The sequence below is a fragment of the Streptomyces sp. PA03-3a genome, assembly GCF_033792735.1.
Lineage (GTDB): Bacteria > Actinomycetota > Actinomycetes > Streptomycetales > Streptomycetaceae > Actinacidiphila.
Genome location: NZ_JARAVM010000003.1, coordinates 64507 through 81674 on the forward strand (window position 1 = coordinate 64507; position 17168 = coordinate 81674).

The 17168-nt window shown below is 71.8% G+C and carries 15 protein-coding genes; 7 read left to right on the top strand and 8 right to left on the bottom strand.

Going from position 1 to position 17168, the window contains the following annotated elements; genetic code table 11:
* Positions 1-247 precede the first annotated feature (247 nt).
* Together PV342_RS04190 and PV342_RS04195 are read left to right on the top strand one after the other, a co-directional pair.
* Positions 248-3652, top strand: coding sequence for a S8 family serine peptidase (locus PV342_RS04190; protein WP_400806360.1), 3405 nt, complete (start codon positions 248-250; stop codon positions 3650-3652).
* A gap of 199 nt (positions 3653-3851) precedes the next feature.
* Positions 3852-4475, top strand: a complete 624-nt coding sequence (locus PV342_RS04195) for an isochorismatase family protein (RefSeq protein ID WP_400806362.1) — start codon at positions 3852-3854, stop codon at positions 4473-4475.
* 72 nt (positions 4476-4547) lie between these two features.
* On the opposite strand, the gene PV342_RS04200 is transcribed toward PV342_RS04195, so the two are convergent.
* Positions 4548-5735: an alpha/beta hydrolase family protein gene (locus PV342_RS04200; RefSeq protein WP_400806365.1), complete on the bottom strand. Its 1188-nt coding sequence runs from the start codon at positions 5733-5735 to the stop codon at positions 4548-4550.
* 598 nt (positions 5736-6333) lie between these two features.
* Here PV342_RS04200 and PV342_RS04205 point away from each other — a divergent pair.
* Positions 6334-6786 (top strand): MarR family winged helix-turn-helix transcriptional regulator, encoded by a 453-nt coding sequence (locus tag PV342_RS04205; protein ID WP_386992516.1) that lies wholly within the window; start codon positions 6334-6336, stop codon positions 6784-6786.
* A gap of 21 nt (positions 6787-6807) precedes the next feature.
* Here PV342_RS04205 and PV342_RS04210 read toward each other — a convergent pair whose 3' ends face one another.
* The 3 genes from PV342_RS04210 to PV342_RS04220 all read right to left on the bottom strand — a co-directional run bounded on the left by PV342_RS04210 (position 6808) and on the right by PV342_RS04220 (position 9853).
* The gene (locus PV342_RS04210) at positions 6808-7587 is read right to left on the bottom strand and encodes an SDR family NAD(P)-dependent oxidoreductase (protein ID WP_400806367.1); all 780 of its coding nucleotides are present in this window, start codon (positions 7585-7587) and stop codon (positions 6808-6810) included.
* Between the two features lie 160 nt (positions 7588-7747).
* A complete protein-coding gene (locus PV342_RS04215; RefSeq protein ID WP_400806370.1) occupies positions 7748-9244 on the bottom strand; it encodes an FGGY-family carbohydrate kinase in 1497 nt (498 codons plus the stop codon).
* A gap of 243 nt (positions 9245-9487) precedes the next feature.
* A complete protein-coding gene (locus tag PV342_RS04220) occupies positions 9488-9853 on the bottom strand; it encodes a DoxX family protein (RefSeq protein WP_361009305.1) in 366 nt (121 codons plus the stop codon).
* Between the two features lie 105 nt (positions 9854-9958).
* Here PV342_RS04220 and PV342_RS04225 point away from each other — a divergent pair, with 105 nt between their 5' ends.
* Entirely contained in the window at positions 9959-10333 is a 375-nt protein-coding gene (locus PV342_RS04225) for a winged helix-turn-helix transcriptional regulator (RefSeq protein WP_500315829.1), read from the top strand.
* Between the two features lie 186 nt (positions 10334-10519).
* Positions 10520-11269: a lysophospholipid acyltransferase family protein gene (locus tag PV342_RS04230; protein WP_392616157.1), complete on the top strand. Its 750-nt coding sequence runs from the start codon at positions 10520-10522 to the stop codon at positions 11267-11269.
* A gap of 255 nt (positions 11270-11524) precedes the next feature.
* Here PV342_RS04230 and PV342_RS04235 read toward each other — a convergent pair whose 3' ends face one another.
* Positions 11525-11836 carry a hypothetical protein gene (locus PV342_RS04235; RefSeq protein WP_400806374.1) on the bottom strand — a complete coding sequence of 104 codons (312 nt, stop codon included), beginning with the start codon at positions 11834-11836 and terminating at the stop codon, positions 11525-11527.
* Between the two features lie 474 nt (positions 11837-12310).
* On the opposite strand from PV342_RS04235, the gene PV342_RS04240 reads away from it, so the two are divergent.
* Complete coding sequence (locus tag PV342_RS04240) at positions 12311-12538, top strand: hypothetical protein (protein ID WP_400806376.1); 228 nt, start codon at positions 12311-12313, stop codon at positions 12536-12538.
* Here the strand turns inward: PV342_RS04240 and PV342_RS04245 are convergent.
* Together PV342_RS04245 and PV342_RS04250 are read right to left on the bottom strand one after the other, a co-directional pair.
* Positions 12528-13256, bottom strand: a complete 729-nt coding sequence (locus PV342_RS04245; protein ID WP_400806378.1) for a DinB family protein — start codon at positions 13254-13256, stop codon at positions 12528-12530. The two genes, PV342_RS04240 and PV342_RS04245, sit on opposite strands and share 11 nt — an antisense overlap.
* A gap of 158 nt (positions 13257-13414) precedes the next feature.
* Complete coding sequence (locus PV342_RS04250) at positions 13415-14440, bottom strand: C40 family peptidase (RefSeq protein ID WP_500315830.1); 1026 nt, start codon at positions 14438-14440, stop codon at positions 13415-13417.
* A 489-nt stretch (positions 14441-14929) separates the two neighbouring features.
* Here PV342_RS04250 and PV342_RS04255 point away from each other — a divergent pair, with 489 nt between their 5' ends.
* On the top strand, positions 14930-15310 hold the full coding sequence (locus PV342_RS04255) for a hypothetical protein (protein ID WP_400800831.1): 381 nt from the start codon (positions 14930-14932) through the stop codon (positions 15308-15310).
* Between the two features lie 415 nt (positions 15311-15725).
* On the opposite strand, the gene PV342_RS04260 is transcribed toward PV342_RS04255, so the two are convergent.
* The gene (locus PV342_RS04260; protein ID WP_400800834.1) at positions 15726-16973 is read right to left on the bottom strand and encodes a phosphodiester glycosidase family protein; all 1248 of its coding nucleotides are present in this window, start codon (positions 16971-16973) and stop codon (positions 15726-15728) included.
* Positions 16974-17168: the final 195 nt, after the last annotated feature.

Consider the following 17168-nt stretch of genomic DNA (forward strand, 5'->3'; position numbering starts at 1 on the left):
GCCGCAGCGCGGATCCGGGAGAGGAGGCCGATTCCCCTGCGGCGACGCAGACCGCTAGGCAACCTTGATCAAATGTGCTTTTCTCGTCGCTCGTGACCAGGACTCGATCCGGAGTTCGAACCGAGCGGGGCGTCAGCATCGCGGCACCCGGCTCCCGGACCGGGTCCCGGGTGCCCGGCGACCGCCGGGCCCCCAACTGCCCGCCGTCCGCGCACAGGTCTCCCGGGCGGCTCGAAGGTACTCATACATGCGCATACACGCCCGATGGGCCCTGCTGCCGGCACTCGCCGGTCTGCTCGCGGGGGCCGTGCCCGGCGCCGCCCAGGCGTCGCCGGCCCCCCTGCCCCTCAGACCCGACGCCGGTGCCGCGTCCTCCGAAGGCGGAACGGTCCGCACCCTCACGCTGATCACCGGCGACAGGGTCACCGTCACCCGCGGCGCCAGTGGCACTCCCGGCGTGGGCGTGCGGCCCGGCCCCGGCCGCACCCGCGTCGGCTTCCAGGTGTCGCACCAGTGGCACGGGGCCGACCACCACATCTTTGTGGTTCCGTCGGACGCGCAACCGCTCCTGGCCGCCGGCAAGCTCGACCCGCGCCTGTTCGACGTCACCGAGCAGCTCGACGCCGGGTACGACGACGCCTCGAGCGACTCCCTGCGGCTGATCTACTCCAGCCGCCGCGGCACGTCCGACGCCGCCCGCGGCGCGCTCCTGCGGCACGGCGCCAGGATCACCCGGACACTGGACGTCCTGAACGGAGGGAGCGTGGCGCCGGCCAAGCGGGACGCCGCCGCGTTCTGGACGTTCGTCAGCGGCACGCAGGGGCTTCGCGGTCCGCTGGACAAGGTGTGGCTCAACGGCGTCAGCCGGGTCGCCCTCGCCGAGAGCACCCGCGTCATCGGCGCCCCGGAGGTCTGGGACAGCGTCGACTCCAACGGTGTGCACGTCACGGGCAAGGGCGTCACCGTCGCCGACCTCGACACCGGCTACGACCCCACCCACCCCGACCTGGCGGACAAGGCCGGCGGCGACCGCGCCAGGGACTTCACCGGCACCGGTTCGGTGGTGGACGGCAACGGACACGGCACCCACACCGCTTCCACCATCGCGGGCACCGGCGCGGCCTCCGGCGGGACGTACAGGGGCGTCGCCCCCGACGCGAAGCTGCTGATCGGCAAGGTCTGCACCGACGACGGCTTCTGCCCCGACGACGCCGTCATCAACGGTATGACCTGGGCGGCCGAGGCCGGCGCGACAGCCGTCAACCTCAGCCTGGGCTCCGCCCCCTACGCGCAGAGCGACCCGCTCACCGAGGCCGTCGACGCGCTGACCGCCGAGCACGGCACCCTTTTCGTGATAGCGGCAGGCAACGAAGGCGCCCCGGCGGCCGACTACTTCGGCGGGACCGTGGGCTCCCCCGGCATCGCCGACTCCGCGCTCACCGTCGGCAGCACCACCAAGCAGGACGCGCTCAGCACCTTCTCCAGCCGCGGTCCGCGGATCGGGGACTTCGCCGTCAAGCCCGACATCGTCGCCCCGGGCCAGGACATCACCGCGGCCCGCGCCGCGGGAACCGCCATGGGCGACCCCGCCGGCCCCTCGTACGTCACCGCGTCCGGCACCTCGATGGCGACCCCGCACGTCACGGGGGCGGTGGCGCTGCTCGCGCAGAAGCACCCGCAATGGAAGGCCGCCGACTTCAAGTCGGCGCTCACCAGCGCCGCCGAGGGCCTGCCCGGCCTGACCGCCTACGACCAGGGCACCGGCCGGCTGGACGTGGCCCGCGCCGCCGGGCAGGACGTACGCGCCACCTCCGGCAGCGTAAGCCTGGGCAAGGCCGACTATCCGCACGACGACGTCACCCGGACCGGCACCGTCACCTACGCCAACGACGGCGCCGAGGACGTCACGCTCCACCTCTCCGTCGACGCGCACGGGCCCAGGGGCAAGGCCGCGCCCGCGGGGGCCTTCGCCCTGTCGGCCGACACCGTGACCGTCCCGGCCGGGGGCACGGCGTCCGCCGGCATCACCGCCACCGTGGACGACACGATGGCGGGTGCCTACGGCGGTTCGGTCGTGGCCACCACGGACGACGGCGCCACCACCGTCCGCGACGCCTTCGGCGTCTACGCCGAACCCCTCACCCACGCGCTGTCGCTGACCGTCCTCGGCCTCGACGGCAGGCCCGTCGGACCGGACATCAGCGTCTCCGCCTTCGACAGCCGGACCGGCCTGCAGTACAGCCTCCCCACGGACGCGGACGGCAAGGTGTCCATGCAGCTTCCGGAGAGCGAGTACGACATCTCCGCGAGCAAGTTCGACCCCGTGGCGCAGACCTCCGTCCTCTTCTCCCGGCCCGGCGTCGGCCTCACCTCCGATACCCCGGTCGTCCTCGACGGCCGCGAGGCGAAGCCGGTCGAGCTCACCGTCGACAGGCGTGGCGCCCGGAACGACGGCATCTTCGCCAGTACGACCTCGATCAGCGCGGACGGCCGGTACGGCACCCAGAAGTTCGTGCTCGGCTTCCCGGGCAGCCGCGTCTACGCCACGCCGACCACCAAGGTCGGCAGTCACCCGTTCTGGTTCCTGGCCACCCAGCGCTGGAGCGGCACGGTGCGCGGGATCGCCGGCCGGCCGGCCCGGAGCTACGCCTACAACCTGGCCGTCAACAGCAAGGGCGCCGTCCCCGCCACCCTGACCCGCCCCGTCCACGACCGCACCCTCGCCCGGGTCGAGGAGACCTACGCCGACCAGGGCGGCAAGCCGCTCGGCGTACGGATCGACACCCCGGTCCCGACCTACGGCGCCATCACCTTCGTCGACGGCAACCAGATCCCCGTCCCCGGCAGGCAGACCCGGTACTACACCGACGACCCGGCGATCGTCTGGGACCGCACCCTCGGCATGCGCGCGCAGGACACCGCGGGCTACGACGAGATCCAGTTCGCGGGCACCACGCGGTTCACGCCGGGCCGCAGCTACAGCCGGGGATGGAACCAGGCGCCGCTGCGCGCCCGGTCGGTGGAGGCCGTGCGCCTCGAGGACCGGATGGCCCTCACCCCCGGCCTGTTCTCCTCGGCCGCCGCGGACACCCCGACCCACTCCGGCGAGGCCCGGGACACCACGGGCTCGTCGGCCCTCTACCGCGAGGGAGAGAAGATCGCGTCGCTGGACTCCCTGGGCCGGCTCGAGACGGCGGTCCCGTACGAGAAGGCGACCTACACCCTGACCTCCTCCGGCACCCGCACAGTCGGCTGGTCGAGTCTGGGCAGCAGGGCGTCCGCCACCTGGACCTTCGCCTCGGCACGCCCGGCCGGACCGGAACCGGCGGAGCTCCCGCTGATGAACGTACGGCTCGGCGGCCCGGTGGGCGCCTCGGGCACCGTCACGGGCGGCCGCCCGTACCTCTTCACCGTGACGGCCGAGCGGGGCGGCGCGGCGGCCACCCGGAAGCTGGGTGTCCAGGTCTCCTTCGACGACGGCAGGAGCTGGAAGACCCTCGACGTCCGGCGTGCGGGCGACCACGGCTTCGTCAAGCTGACACCGCCCTCGGCCGGCGGTTACGCCTCGATCCGCCTCACCGGCGCGGACACCTCGGGCAACACCGTCGACCAGACCGTCATCCGCTCGTTCCGGGTGGCACGCGGCCGGTAGGGCAGCCGCGTACGACGACGCGACCCCGGCACGCGGCCTCTCCGCCGCGTGCCGGGGTCGCGTCGTCTGCGACCAGGGCCGTGCCGCGGCTTCACCCGGTGTGCGCTTGCACCGCGGCAGGGTGGGAGTTAGCGTCAAAAGAAGTCACTCATTTTGACTATTTTGGACGGTTCCATCCCCGACTGCAGGAGTGTGCGGCATGTCGGACAGCAAGTTCCACGAGTTCCTGACGCCCGACAACAGCGCGCTGGTCCTCGTCGACCACCAGGTATGCCTCTACAGCGGCGTCCGGGACACCGATCTGCTGGAGCTCAAGCACAATGTGGTGGCCTTGGCGAAGGCGGCACAAATCCTCCAGGTCCCGACCGTCGTCACCACCACCTCCGCGGACAGCCTGTGGGGCCCGCTGATCGGTGAACTGGCCGACGTGCTCCCCGACACGGTCAAGGTCATCGACCGCAGCACTGTCAACGCCTGGCACGACGACCGGGTGCGCGAGAGCATCACGTCCACCGGGCGCCGCAAACTCATCTTCACGGGCATCTCGCTGGAGGTGTGCGCGTCCCTCCCCGCCATCGCGGCCGCCGCGGAGGGCTACGACACCTACGTGGCGCTCGACGCGTCCGGGACGTTCTCCGGCGCCAAACGGGAGGCGGGCCTCATCCGGCTCCAGCATGCGGGCGTGATCGTCAGCGACTACGCCACGCTCATGGTCGAGATCCTCGGCGACAACGCCGCGCCCAAGGCCGGCGCGGTGTACGAGGCCCTCGACATGCCGTTCGCCGTCCTCGTCGGCCAGATCTCCGCCGCGTACGGCGATTGACTCCCTCCTCCCACGGCGCCGGGGCCTCCGGTGCCGTGACCGCCGTCGGCCCCGGCACCGGACGTCGCAGGGCTACGCGCCGCTCGACCTCCACAGCCGAAGCCGCTCGTCCAGCCAGGCACGCGTCACTCCCCAGGCGTGTCCGTCCGGGTCGATCACGTCGAAGTGGTCCGCTCCGGGCGACACGACGAGCGTGACGTCCGCCCCCTTGGCCGCGGCGGCCTGCGCGTACGTCTGCGCATAGGCCGGCGGGATCACCTCGTCGGCCGATCCGTGGACGATCAGGACGGGGACGGGGACCCCGCCGGCGGCGAGTTCGACGGGGGAAGCCGCCGCGTACCGGTCCGTGTGTTCCGCGACGCTCCCTCCGAGCAGCAGGCGGGTGATGCCGTCACCGGCCCGCTCCGCCACCGCCGGCCACGCCTCGGCGTGGGAGGGCGGCGGCACGTTGGGCGGGATGTCGGGGTCGGGATCCGTCAGGCCGTCGCCGAGTGCCACGGAGTCAGCGTCGACCAGGTCCAGCACGCCGGCCAGCGACACCACTCCGATGGGTTCGACCTTGGGACGCGCGCCGGGCAGGCCGTCCGGCTGGGCGGAGCGGTGCGCGACCCAGGCGGCCAGGTGACCGCCGGCCGAGTGGCCGACCACCAGGACGCGGGCGGTGTCGACCGCCGGATCGAGGTGCGCGACGGCGTCCACGGTCGCCGCCATGTCGTCGAAGGTCCCCGGCCAGCCGCCACCGGGTTCACCGATCCTGCGGTACTCCACGTTCCAGACCGCGAAGCCGCGCGACACGAGGTCCTCGGCGAGCGGCACGACCTGACGGCGGTCGAACATGGCCGTCCACCATCCGCCGTGCACCAGCACCACGACGGGGAAGGGCCCGTCGCCCTCGGGCAGGTACAGCTCTCCGACCTGGGACGGCTCGGGCCCGTAGGCGATGGTCCGCACGGCCCGTAAGCCGTCGGCGGCGTCGTCGTAGCGCACTCCGTTCTCGGCGCTGACGAGTTCGTCGACGGTGGCGAAGAACGCGGCGATCTCCGGGAGGTTCGCCCCCTTCGCGCGCGACTCGTCGAAGGCCAGCGCATCCGTCCATTCGACGATGTCCAGCCAGGTGTCGTCGGCGACGCGTACGAGGCGTGCGGCGACGAAGCCCCGGCGGTCCTTCCGGAACGCCGACAGCATGCCGGACCGCGCCGACAGCATCTCCGACGTCCTGTCCGGCGCTACGACGAACGTGGTCAGCTCGATGACAGACATCCTCAGCTCCTGACGAGGTGGTGCAGCGAACGCATTTGGTGAGCAGATTTGATAGTCACTGATCTTGACTACTTACCCTAGGCGCCCGAGGGGCCGGCTGCAAGCTCGAACGGAGTGTCCCGGCGAGGAGGGAGGCCTGCGGCTCGACGAGCCGGCCCAGCATCTGCGGCCCCAGCCAGGAGCGCCCGGCGCGCAGCGCCACCAGTCCCGGGTGCCGGCTGAGCAGGCGGTAGAGGCCGGTGAAGCGGGTCTCCGTCGCGGCGGCCCAGTCGCCCTCCGGGGGCACCAGCGGGAGTGACGCGGCGACGTGGTCGGCGCAGGCGCTCAGCAGCCCGTCGACGTCACCGCAGCGCCGGAAGACGGTGGCGTGCGAGACGCCGGCCGGGGCCCGAGGCGCCGCCAGGACCGCGCCGCCGCGGGCCGAACGTGCGCGTCGCGCCGCCGCGGATCGGCGAGGGGTGACGCGCCCAGGTTGCGCGGCCGTCACCCGGCGAGGCCGTCCCACTACGATCGACCGTAGTCATGGACACACGACACAGAGGGGTGGCCGGCCGTGCGGCGCAGTGAACGGAAAGTGACGGATCCCGACATCGGGATCATGTCCGCACGCCTCCTCTTCTCCGTCCAGAAGGAACTCTTCGAGAAGCTCGCCGAGCAGGGCCATCCCGAACTGCGCCCCCAGCACGGCGCGGTGCTGGGCTACATCGACGAGGAGGGCAGCCGGGCGACGGACCTGTCCCGGCTGTCGGGAACCCACAAGCAGGTGATCGGGAATCTGATCGACGAGCTCGAAGCCCTCGACTACGTGGAGCGCCGCCCGGATCCCAGCGACAGGCGCGCGAAACTGATCGTGCCCACGCCCCTGGGACGCGACCAGATGCGCAAGTCCGATGCCATCATGGCCGCCATCGAGCAGCGCCACGCCGAGGAGATCGGCGAGCGCGATTACGCACGCTTCAAGGCCGCTCTCCGGCGGATCACCACACTTCAGACGGAGCACTTCGACGACGCCGCGGCCCCCCGCAGGCGCCGCTCCGCGGCCGGCGGCTGACGAACCGGCCGCCCCGCGGCTCTAAAGGCGGGCCGTCATCCCGCCGTCGATCGCGAGCGCCGCTCCGGTGATGAACCCGGTCTCGTCGCTCAGCAGGAACGCCGCGAACGCGGCGATCTCGTCCGGCCGGGCCATCCTCGCCAGCGGGTGCATCCTTTCGGCCGAGCGCCAGGCTTCCTCCGGGGTCGGGGCGGGGTCGCCCCGCGCGAGAGAGCGCGACAAGGGCGTGTCGACGCCGCCGGTGATCAGGGCGTTGACCCGGATGCCGGTCGGGGCCGCGTCCAGGGCCGCCGACTGCGTGAGCCCTATGACGTCGTGTTTGGCGGCGTTGCAGGAGGCCCTGTTCGGGTACGCGGCGACGCCGCACACGGAGGCGTTGTTCAGGATCGCGCCGCCGCCGCTCGCCCGGAGGGCGGGAATCTCGTACTTCAAGGCGTAGAAGACGCTGGTGAGGTTGAGCTCCAGGTCCGCGTGCCAGACCTCGCTGTCGACCTCCGTGACCGGGCCGTCCGCAGTGGGGGCGCCCGCGTTGTTGAACGCGCCGTCGAGCCTTCCGTACCGGCTCAGCGCCTCCCCGACCGCTTCCGCCGTCTCGGCCTCCACCGTCACATCGGCGGGGACGAAGAAGGCCTCACCTCCGGCGGCGCGGATGTCGGCCACCAGCGCCTCGCCGACCTCCCGGCCGCGGGCCACGAGGACGAGCTTCGCGCCCTCCCCCGCGACGCGCTCCGCGGTCGCCCAGCCCATGCCTGAGGTGGCTCCGGTGATCAGGATGACTTTCCCTGCGAAACGTGCGTACACGATCACTCCCATGGCCACCTGCGGTGCGACGCCCGGGCGCCGCACCCTTGCGCGAGGCGGAAGCAGACGGTAATCAATCTTGACTGTCCTGAATTTTACGATTAAGGGTAAACCTCCCTATGCTCGGCGGCAAAGGCCCCCGGCCGGCCCCGGGCCCACGTCATCCCGCTCGGCCGGACCCCTCACCCGCGGCTTCACGCTGGAACCGGGCGAGGGCGTGGACCGTGTCGCGTGTCGCCGGATACAGGTTCCGGTACAGGCCGTGCAGCCTGTCGTACGCGGCCTGGGCGGCCGGGTCCGGAACGCATCGGTCGCGGACCGGGTTCCACGACGCGGTCGCCGCCGGGTCCGCCAGGTCGGCGGCGAGCCGGGCGGCTCCGTAGGCGGCGCCGACGGTGACGGTGGGGACGTCCTGGGGCAGCCCGGTGACGTCGGAGACGATCTGCGTCCACAGCCTGCCCTGGGTGCCCCCGCCGACCGCGACGACCCGTTCGATGCCGGCGCCCGCGCGCCGCATGGCCTCGATGTTGTGGCGTACGCCGTGCGCGGTGGCCTCCAGCGCGGCCCGGTACAGGTCGCCGCGGGTGTGCTCGACGGTGAGACCGGCGATCACCCCGCGCGCGTCCGGGTCGGCGACCGGGGTGCGCTCGCCGGCGAAGTACGGCAGCATCACGAGGCCGCGAGCCCCGGCGCCGCTGTCCGCGGCCTCCGCCAGCAGGGCCGCGCGGTCGGGTGCGCCGAAGAGGCCGCGCAGCCAGTCGGTGACGGCTCCAGAGGTGGCCATGCCACCGGCCAGGGAGCGGGTGCCGGGGTGGGCGCCGACGGTGCTCCACAGCTCGGGCACGCGCAACTGCCGGGCGACGGTGGCGATGAGGAACATCGTCGTGCCGTACATGAGCATCAGGTCGCCCGGTCGTGTCGCGTCGACACTGACGGCCTCGGCCCAGGCGTCGATGGTGCCGGTGAGAACGGGTGTGCCCGGCGCCAGCCCGGTCGCGGCCGCCGCCCCGGCCGTCACCGCCCCGGCCTCCTCGCCCGGCCAGCGCAGCTCGGGAAGGTCCGCGTGCGGCCATACCGCCTCCACCCAGGGGCGGTACCAGTCCTCCGCCCGGGTGTCGTAGAAGGGGACGGACTGGCTGGCCGAATGGTGGTCCAGCACGTAGGCGCCGGTGAGCCGGTGGGCGAGGTAGGAGGCCGGCATGAACAGCCGCCGCGCGGCGTGGAACACCTCCGGCTCGTGCTCGGCCACCCAGGCCACCTTCGGGCCCACCGCCTGCGTGGACAGCACGCTGCCGCACCGGTCGAGGACGGCCCGGCGGCCGAGTTCGGCGTCGAGCCGGGCGATCTGCGCGACGGCCCGCGTGTCCACGCCGTAGAGCACCGCGGGGCGCAACGGCCGGTTCGCGGCGTCGGCCAGCGCGACGCACGGGCCCATGCCGCTGACGCCGACCGCCTCCACCCGTGCGCCGCCGGAGAGCAGTTCACGGGTGATGCCGCGGAACTCCCGCCACCACGTCTCCGGGTCCATCTCGACGTGGCCGGGTCTCGGGCGGGAGACGGTGTGCGCGCGCACCGCGGTCGCGACCACCGCGCCCGAGGCGTCGACCAGGACGCCCTTGCTGCTGGAGGTGCCGATGTCGACGCCGAGGAAGGTCATGACTGCATGTCACCACACGGACCGACCCCGACGCCGGACAAGCGGTCACCGGGGCGCGGACGTGCCCCTGCCGCCGTGTACGCTCGGAACAACCGGTTCGTGTCGATGCTCGCGGCAGGGTCTCGCGGGCGCGGTCCCCCACCGGAGGGGACGCGGCGGGCCCTCGCGCCGACCGGACACCAACGCATGGCAACGCTGGCGCAGCTGACCACTCGTCAGCGGGCCCGGAGGACGGGGCGGCGGTCAGAGCCGGGTCGTCCCGAGCCAGGCGACCGCGACGGCGGTCGCGAGCAGGACGATGTTGAGACCGATCTGCCGCGCCTCCCCGCGCGAGACGTGGACGACGATCCCGCCGACCTGGATCAGGGCGAGTCCGATCGCCGCCGCGACGGCCAGCCAGGGCGCGATCCCGGTCAGCGGCGGAAGGATCAGGCCCGCCGCGCCGAGAACCTCCGCCGTCCCGATGAACCTGACGAGCGGCATCGGAACGCGATCGACCCAGCCCATCATGGGCTGGAGCCGTTCCCGGCTCTGCGCGACCTTCTTTCCCCCCGCATAGAGGTAGAACACCGCCAGCAGCACGGCGACGATCCAGAAAGCGACGTTCACAGCGACCCCCTGTGGGACGTGCCGGGCGTGAGTGGCCTCATCATGGGTGACTGTCGGCGGGCCTGCAAAAGGCACACGGATGTGCGCAAGGCACAGGGAGTTGTGATGTCGCAGTACGAGCACACCTGCATGATCCGCGGCGACGGCGGACGGACGATCCGCGCGGTGCTGGACCGCATCTGCGACAAGTGGACGCTGCTGATCGTGGTGAGCCTCGACCAAGGGCGCCTGCGCTTCTCCGACCTGCACCGCCGGATACCCGGCGTCTCGCAGCGGATGCTGACCCTGACCCTGAAGAACCTGGAACGCGACGGCCTGGTGTCCCGCACTGCGTACGCCGAGGTCCCGCCACGGGTCGAGTACGCGCTGACCCCCATGGGCCAGAGCCTCATTCCGCCCGCTCTCGCCCTCGCGGGCTGGGCCACCGAGCACATCGCGGAGATCGAGGCCAGCAGAGCCGCGTACGGCGAGCGCCTGTGACCTTTCCGGACCCGAAACGAGTTGATCGTTGCGTCATGCAGCAATTAGGCTCTTGCATGGTCAAGTAAATGGCCGGTCCCCGTCACGGGATCGCCGGGACACCTGACACGGCACCGGTCTGCCACGCACCGGGAAACGACAGAACGAGCGGCCCGACGGCGCCGCGCGAACAGAGGAGGACCCGGGGTGACCGGCAGATCGCACAACCCGTACGGCTTCTGGTACCGGCTGGCCGCGGCCATCGCGAAGCCCGTGCTGTTCGTCCTGGTCAGACACCGGTGGCGCGGACACGAACACATACCCGCCGAGGGCGGTTTCATCACCGCCGTCAACCACATCTCGTACTTCGACCCGCTCACCTACGGGCACTTCCAGTACAACAGCGGCCGGCCGCCCCGCCTCCTCGCCAAGGCGTCCCTCTTCAAGATCCCCTTCGTCGGCATGGTGCTGCACAAGACCGGCCAGATCCCCGTCCACCGCGGGACCGCCGACGCCGCGCACGCGCTCCGGGACGCGATAGCCGCCGTGAACAGGGGCGAGTGCGTCGCGGTCTACCCCGAGGGCACCGTCACCCGCGACCCGAAGCTGTGGCCGATGACCGCCAAGACCGGTGCGGCGCGTATCGCGCTGACGACCGGCGCGCCCGTCATCCCGGTCGCCCAGTGGGGCGCCCACCGCATCGCACCGCCGTACGCGCGCGGAGGCCGCGGCAACCGCCGCGTGTGGCTGGTGCCCCGCCAGACGGTGCACGTCGTGGCCGGGCCGCCGGTCGACCTCAGCCGCCACCACGGCAAGGACATCACTCCCGACGTGCTCAAGGCCGCCACCGAGGACATCATGACGGCCATCACCGCGCTCCTCGCCGACATCCGCGGCGAGCAGCCGCCCGCCGAGCGCCACTCCACGCGCCGTCCCGCGCGTCAGCACGCCGAGTAGTCGTACGACCGCCGTCCACGGACGGCGCCACCGGCGGCGGGAACATGTCGCCGGTGGCGACGGGCCGACCCCGACGACGAAGCTGCGACGTTCGCGGATGGCGGGAAAGGACGCGGAGATCGTCGAGGGCCTGCACCGGTGACAGGCGGCGGGGCCGCCCCTGAGGCCGCTGAACGGGTCCCGGCGGCGGCCCCGAGCGTGGGCCGCCTGCACACGCCGGATGACCAGCCGGAAACGCCCCCGCGCTGGGGCGGCTCAGACCGGCTCGAAGGCGCTCCGGAAGACGCCGCCGTACTCCCCTGGCGTCTCCCAGCACGTGTAACGGCGGCCGGGAAGATCGGGCGGGTCGATCCCCAGTTGCTCCGCCAGGACGTCGGCGCCGGTCCTGCGGGTCCGGGAGGGATCGTCGGCGGCCTGGTAGAGGGCGTGGGCGCCGCGCAGTGCGATCACCACGTACTCCACACGCCTCCCGGCACCGACCGCCGGTTCCCCGTGGTGCTGTTCGTGCCGGCCGTCCATGGCCTGCCCGCAGAGTCCGCATCGCGGGTCGTCCCGTGAAGTGTCCACGGCGGGCATCGTACGGCTTCCCCCGGACACGCGTGACCACCATCCGTCCTCACCCCGGGATCGGGACTGCGGATCGCCCGGCGGCCGCACGCTCGTGAGCCATCCGGAAGGGGCGCCCTACCCGCGCTGCCGCTCCCGCGCCTTGGCCGACGTGCGCGTGGTCGCGATGGGCTCGAGCAGCCGCCGCGGGGTGTTGATCGCGCTGGAGACGGGATCGAGGTCGGTTCCCCCGGCTTGAAGCCGGGTCCCGGTTCGATGCGGACGTCCGGGACCGGGACGGCCGCGCCGCAGGCTCGGGTTCGTCTCCAGCATCCAGGGGCGTCTGGTGCTGCCGATGGTCGGCGCCTACGGCGCCGGCACCTGGGCGCTGGGGGCACTCGCCGACACGCTCGCGATCGAGGCGGGTCACTTCGGCGTCAAGGTGAGCGTCGTACAGCCCGGCGCAGTCTCCTGCGGTGGCGTGAGCGGGCGAAGGTGTTCCTGTCGGAGAACGATCCCTACACCCCGCTCTACGAGGCCCTGCCCGCGCTCCGGGGCGAGCTCATCACCCCCGAGGACGTGGCCGCCGCGGTGGCCGACACGATCGAGCGACCCGCGCCCGCGTTGCGTGTGCCGGTGGGCGCACCCGCCGAGAAAGTCCTGCGCGCCCGCAAAGAGGCCCCGGAGGACGAACCCTTCCTCGCGACGGAGATCAACTGGTGAGGTTGCCGGAATTGCCGCTCGCCCGCCACAGGTCGCGGAGCAGCGCGATCTCGGCCATGTGGTGGATGAGTTCCAGGTTGGCCCCCGCCAGCACGGCGGCGAACGGCTCGTCGGGGTCGGAGCCGTACGGGTACTGCGAGAAGCCGACCGTGTCGAGTTGCTCCTCGGTGACGGTGGCGACGCTGTCACGCCAGCGGTCGATCACGGCCCAGAAGCGCTGGAGCGCCACCGTCGCGGACGGCGTGAAGTCGACCAGCAGTCTGGGATCCTGACGCCGTTCGCCGAAGGTCCACTCCCATCCGCCCGCGAAGCAGAAGTGGAGGTGCCCCAGGCGCCATGCGATCGTCGTGACCGGCGTTTCGTCGGGCTCCGCCGGACCGGTGTGGGCCAGCACCTCCTCGACCCGCGCGACACTCACGCTCCAGTCCTCGGCGATCTTGTCGACGCTCATCCCGTCGGCGGCCTGCCGGGCGACTTCGGCGTACTCACTCGCCGGAATGTCCGGGGCGCCCAGGTCGAGCACCCACTCCCCCGGCCCGAACGCCCTGGGCGTCGTCGCCGCACCCCGCTGCCGGATCGACCAGCAACCGGGTACGGGCTCCCAGAGGTACTCCTCGTCGCCGAGGCCCGCCAGCCGTACCCGGGCCATCTCCCTGGCGTGGTCGAACTGGTCGAGCAGCAGACCCAGACGGTCGGTCCGCGCGCCCTCTGTCTCCATGGGCCGGCTCCCTTCTCGTCGGTTTCACACCTCGTCGCGCTCCGGGAAGCTAGCGGCTCGCGGCCCGGGATGCGAACGACTTTTGTGCCAATGGATTTGTGGTGTCTGTTTCTTGAGGTTCCGTCAGTACTCGGCGCCCGGTGTCCGGCGGCGCCGCATCAGATGCGGACGCCGAACTGGAACGGCATGTTGTTGATCGACTCGTAGCGCACGAAGGTGCCGGTGCGCGGCGCGTGCAGGACCAGGCCGTTGCCCGCGTAGAGCCCCACGTGGTGCAGGTCGCCGTAGAAGAGGACGAGATCGCCGGGCATCAGCTGGCTCATCGACAGCCGGGTGCCGGCGTTGGCCTGCCCCTGGGAGGGCCGCGGTATCCGGGCACCGGCCTGGGCGTAGGCCCAGGAGGTGAGGCCGGAGCAGTCGAAGGAGCTGGGACCGGACGCGCCGTAGACGTACGGCAGGCCGGTCTTGGTCTTGGCGGCGGCGAGGGCCGCGGCGGCCAGCGAGGAGGCCGGGAGGTCGTTGCCCAGGTCGACCCGCTCGTTGGAGCGGTTGGCGCGGTTCTCCGCGGCCTCAAGGGACGCCCGCTGGGCGGCGGTCAGCGAGTTGAGCAGCTTCTGCGCCTCGCCGAGCTTCGCCTGGACTTCCTTCTTCTTCTTGCCCAGTTCGGTGCGGGTCTCGTCGAGCTCGTCGAGCTTGCTCGCGGCCTCCGCCTTCTGCTGGTTGAGGGTGCGCTTCTTCTCGGCGATCTGCTGGAGTCCCTCGGCCTGCTTGGTGCTCAGCTGGTCGAGAGTGGACGCCTTGTCGAGGTAGCTGTCCGGGTCGGCGGAGAGGAAGAGCTGGAGCGAGGGGTCGATGCCGCCGCTGCGGTACTGGGCGCTGGCCAGGGTGCCGAGGTCGTCCTGCAGGTCGTTGAGCTCGGACTGCTGGCGGGCCACCTCGTCCTGCAGGTCCTCGACCTGCTTCTGCAGCTTCTGCTGCTTCTCCTTGGCGCCGTTGAACTTCTCGGTCGCCTGCTCGGCCTGCTCGTAGAGGCCGTCGACCTTGGCCTTCACGCTCTTGACGGAGGGCTTGGCGGGAGCGGCCTGGGCCGCCTGCGCGGACAGGGCGACGGCTGCTGCGGCGGTCGCGGTGAGCACGGTGACACGTGTGCGACCGGCCTGCTTGGGACGACGATGGGACGCCACTGGCGCGAGCTCCTTCTTCCTCCAGCCGCCTGCCGCATGCATCGCGACCTGGGTTCCCGTCGCACGCGCGGCATTTCGGATCGGCGGGACCTCCGCCGCCATCCTGAATGGATGATCGACCGCGCGGAGGTTCGGGGAATGACCTTAATCATCTCCGCGCGAGCGAATCAAACCCTCGGCGGAAAAAGGGAGTCGGACGGCTGTTTCTTTACCTGCCTTGACAGTTGACCGACGGTGTGGCGCAGGTCACATCTCGAAAAGTTGCCTCAGCGCCGGACGAATTTCGGCCGAATCAAGAACGACCCCGGTTGCGCATGACCGATACCGCGGACGGGATTTCCGGCATTCACGTGCGGTATGAAATGAGGAGGCCTTTCCGGTGACCCGATACCGGCGGTGCTGTACCCTCATCCGCGTCCGATCGAGGGGAGAGGTCGCCAAGTGAGGGTCTGGAGGAGCCTGTTGCTCTCCCTGGGTACGGCCGTCGCCATGTTCTTCACCTGGGTCTACGGGATCTTCCGCGGCGGCTTGGACGTGGAGGAGACTTGCGAGCTCGTGGCGGGCCGGCCCTATGACGAGGCCTACCGGATCGAGCACGTGCGGGAGTACACACGGGTGTTTCCCCTGCACAACAAGTGCAATGCCTCATTCGACCTGGTCCCGGGCTGGGTCAATCCGGCCATCGTCCTCCTGGCACTCGCAACCGTGTTCCTGCCGGGCAGGGCGATGGTGGGGACCGTCAACCACATCAAGGCCCGCCCGCGCAGGAATTCCGGGGGCGCCGTAGGCGCCCCGCCGCACAATGACGACCGTGCGGATGACCGCGCACACCATCCCCCGGGCCCGGCACCGGACGCCGGCGCGTTCTGACCTGCTCGGCGACGCGATGCTCCCGCCGATCGGCACATCCCCCGACCGGTACGCACAGCGCGCGGCCGATGGCGCCGCGCCGGGGGTACCGCCCGGGCCCCACTGTGGGGCCTCCGGCGCAGTCATGCGTGACGGCATCGCAATGGCATGCCGACCGGGAACGCGGGCCCGCGGTAGTGGTGTTCGCACGCGGGATCAACGTGGTCCGGGTCGGGGCATCACACAGTGGCGTGGAGGCCGTCATGTACCGGCCGATGTCGTGGCAGGCACCCACCCGACCGGTTCGGCTGCTTCCGTGACGCCGCACTCTGTGCGGCTTCGGCATCCGCGATGCCTGCACCGAGGCCACCGGAGCGTGACGGCAGCCGTGTCCGAGTGCACCCGGGCGGCGAAGGTGCCGCCCGGGTGCGGTCGGTCAGTCGCGCGAGAAGAGCCCGATGCCTTCGGGGACGGCGCGCTCGGCGCCACCGGTGGGGTGGTTCCGGACGACCGGTGCGCCGGAGAGGGCGTCACGGGTCACGAGGGTGGAGGAGCCGCCGCCGTCGAGGTTGACACCGTCCTCGGCACCCACGGCCTGGAAGACGCCCGCGAGTTCGGCGATCGTCAGACCGGCGCCCGCCTCCGCGGTTCCGTCGAGCACCAGGAGGTGGAGCAGCCGGCCGTTGTCGCCGATCGCCGCTCCGGTCCTCGTCGCCACGGCCTTGGTGTCCAGGCCGGGGAGGGGTGCGCCGTCGCGCAGGACGGGGTAGCCGCCGACCGCGAACCTCAGGCGCTTGCCGCTGGTGCTCCGCAGCTTGTCGGAGACGCGGACGCGCTCGCCCAGCCGAAGCGTGCGGAGTTCCGCCGCGCCGGCCTCGCGGCCGACCAGGACCACCGTGCCGGGCTCGATGGCGCCGGCGCCGATCGTGTCGGACTCCGCGACCACCCGTCCGTCCCGTACGGTCACCTCGTAGGCGTCCGTGGTGCACGCCGCGGCGCGCAGGGTGTCGGTGCCGCACACGGCACGCTGCCGCGACACGTCTCCCCAGTGCGAGTCGAAGGCCCCGATCCCGCCCTCCGCGATGGCGTACTGGTTCAGCCCCTCCAGGTCGAACCGCTCGCCCTTCCGGGCCCGCACGGTGCCGTCGAGGGTGAGCTCGTCCAGCCGCGCCTTGTGGTCGTATCCGACGCCGATGACGTCACGGGTGGACGTGCCGGGCGGCAGGCCGGGGCCGAAGCGCTGACCGTTCGGCACGGCCGCCTTGAGGGCCACACCGTCCGAGATCGCCGGTCCGACCGCGGAACCGGTGGCCTGGACGCCAGGGTGCTGCGTCTCGTCGATGTTGAAGAAGTCGGCGTTGACACCGGCCACCGCGCCCTGGGCCGCCACGAGCTGCGAGAGCTTGGCGCGGGCCGCGACCTTCCCCGGCGAGAGGAGTCCCACGGAGACATGGCGGTCGCGCAGGTCGGCGGTGACCACGTGGCCCGTGACCGTGCCGTGCGAGGCGGTCACCGAGAAGGACTGGTAGGTGATGCCCGGCGCGACCGTCACACCCTCCGCCACCCGGACCCGCCCGGCGGCGTCCGCCTGGCCGGCGCCCGTCCCGAGCATCATCGTCGTCGTCGTGATCACCGTCGCCGCGGACACGGCTGCCGTGCGGACCCGACCCATCGGTCTCGTCATCTGATGTCCTGTCGTCTTTGCGTGCGTGACGCGCACGTACTGGCCGGAGCAATCAGAAGGGGCCCGGTGGAAGGGCTGGTAGCAGTTTCCTGACAGGCCGACGAACCCTGGCGGACCAGGGACGTCGCCGGCGGGCCGCCTGTCCACGGCCCATCGTCGCCCCCTACGGGCGGACTTACCGCCGCCGGGGGTGGT

Bases quoted from the DNA above. Each gene is read 5' to 3' on its own strand.
- PV342_RS04190 (WP_400806360.1), top strand. From the start codon at position 248: ATGCGCATACACGCCCGATGGGCCCTGCTGCCGGCACTCGCCGGTCTG.
- PV342_RS04195 (WP_400806362.1), top strand. From the start codon at position 3,852: ATGTCGGACAGCAAGTTCCACGAGTTCCTGACGCCCGACAACAGCGCG.
- PV342_RS04200 (WP_400806365.1), bottom strand. From the start codon at position 5,735: ATGTCTGTCATCGAGCTGACCACGTTCGTCGTAGCGCCGGACAGGACG.
- PV342_RS04205 (WP_386992516.1), top strand. From the start codon at position 6,334: ATGTCCGCACGCCTCCTCTTCTCCGTCCAGAAGGAACTCTTCGAGAAG.
- PV342_RS04215 (WP_400806370.1), bottom strand. From the start codon at position 9,244: ATGACCTTCCTCGGCGTCGACATCGGCACCTCCAGCAGCAAGGGCGTC.
- PV342_RS04225 (WP_500315829.1), top strand. From the start codon at position 9,959: ATGTCGCAGTACGAGCACACCTGCATGATCCGCGGCGACGGCGGACGG.
- PV342_RS04245 (WP_400806378.1), bottom strand. From the start codon at position 13,256: ATGGAGACAGAGGGCGCGCGGACCGACCGTCTGGGTCTGCTGCTCGAC.
- PV342_RS04255 (WP_400800831.1), top strand. From the start codon at position 14,930: ATGTTCTTCACCTGGGTCTACGGGATCTTCCGCGGCGGCTTGGACGTG.
- PV342_RS04260 (WP_400800834.1), bottom strand. From the start codon at position 16,973: ATGACGAGACCGATGGGTCGGGTCCGCACGGCAGCCGTGTCCGCGGCG.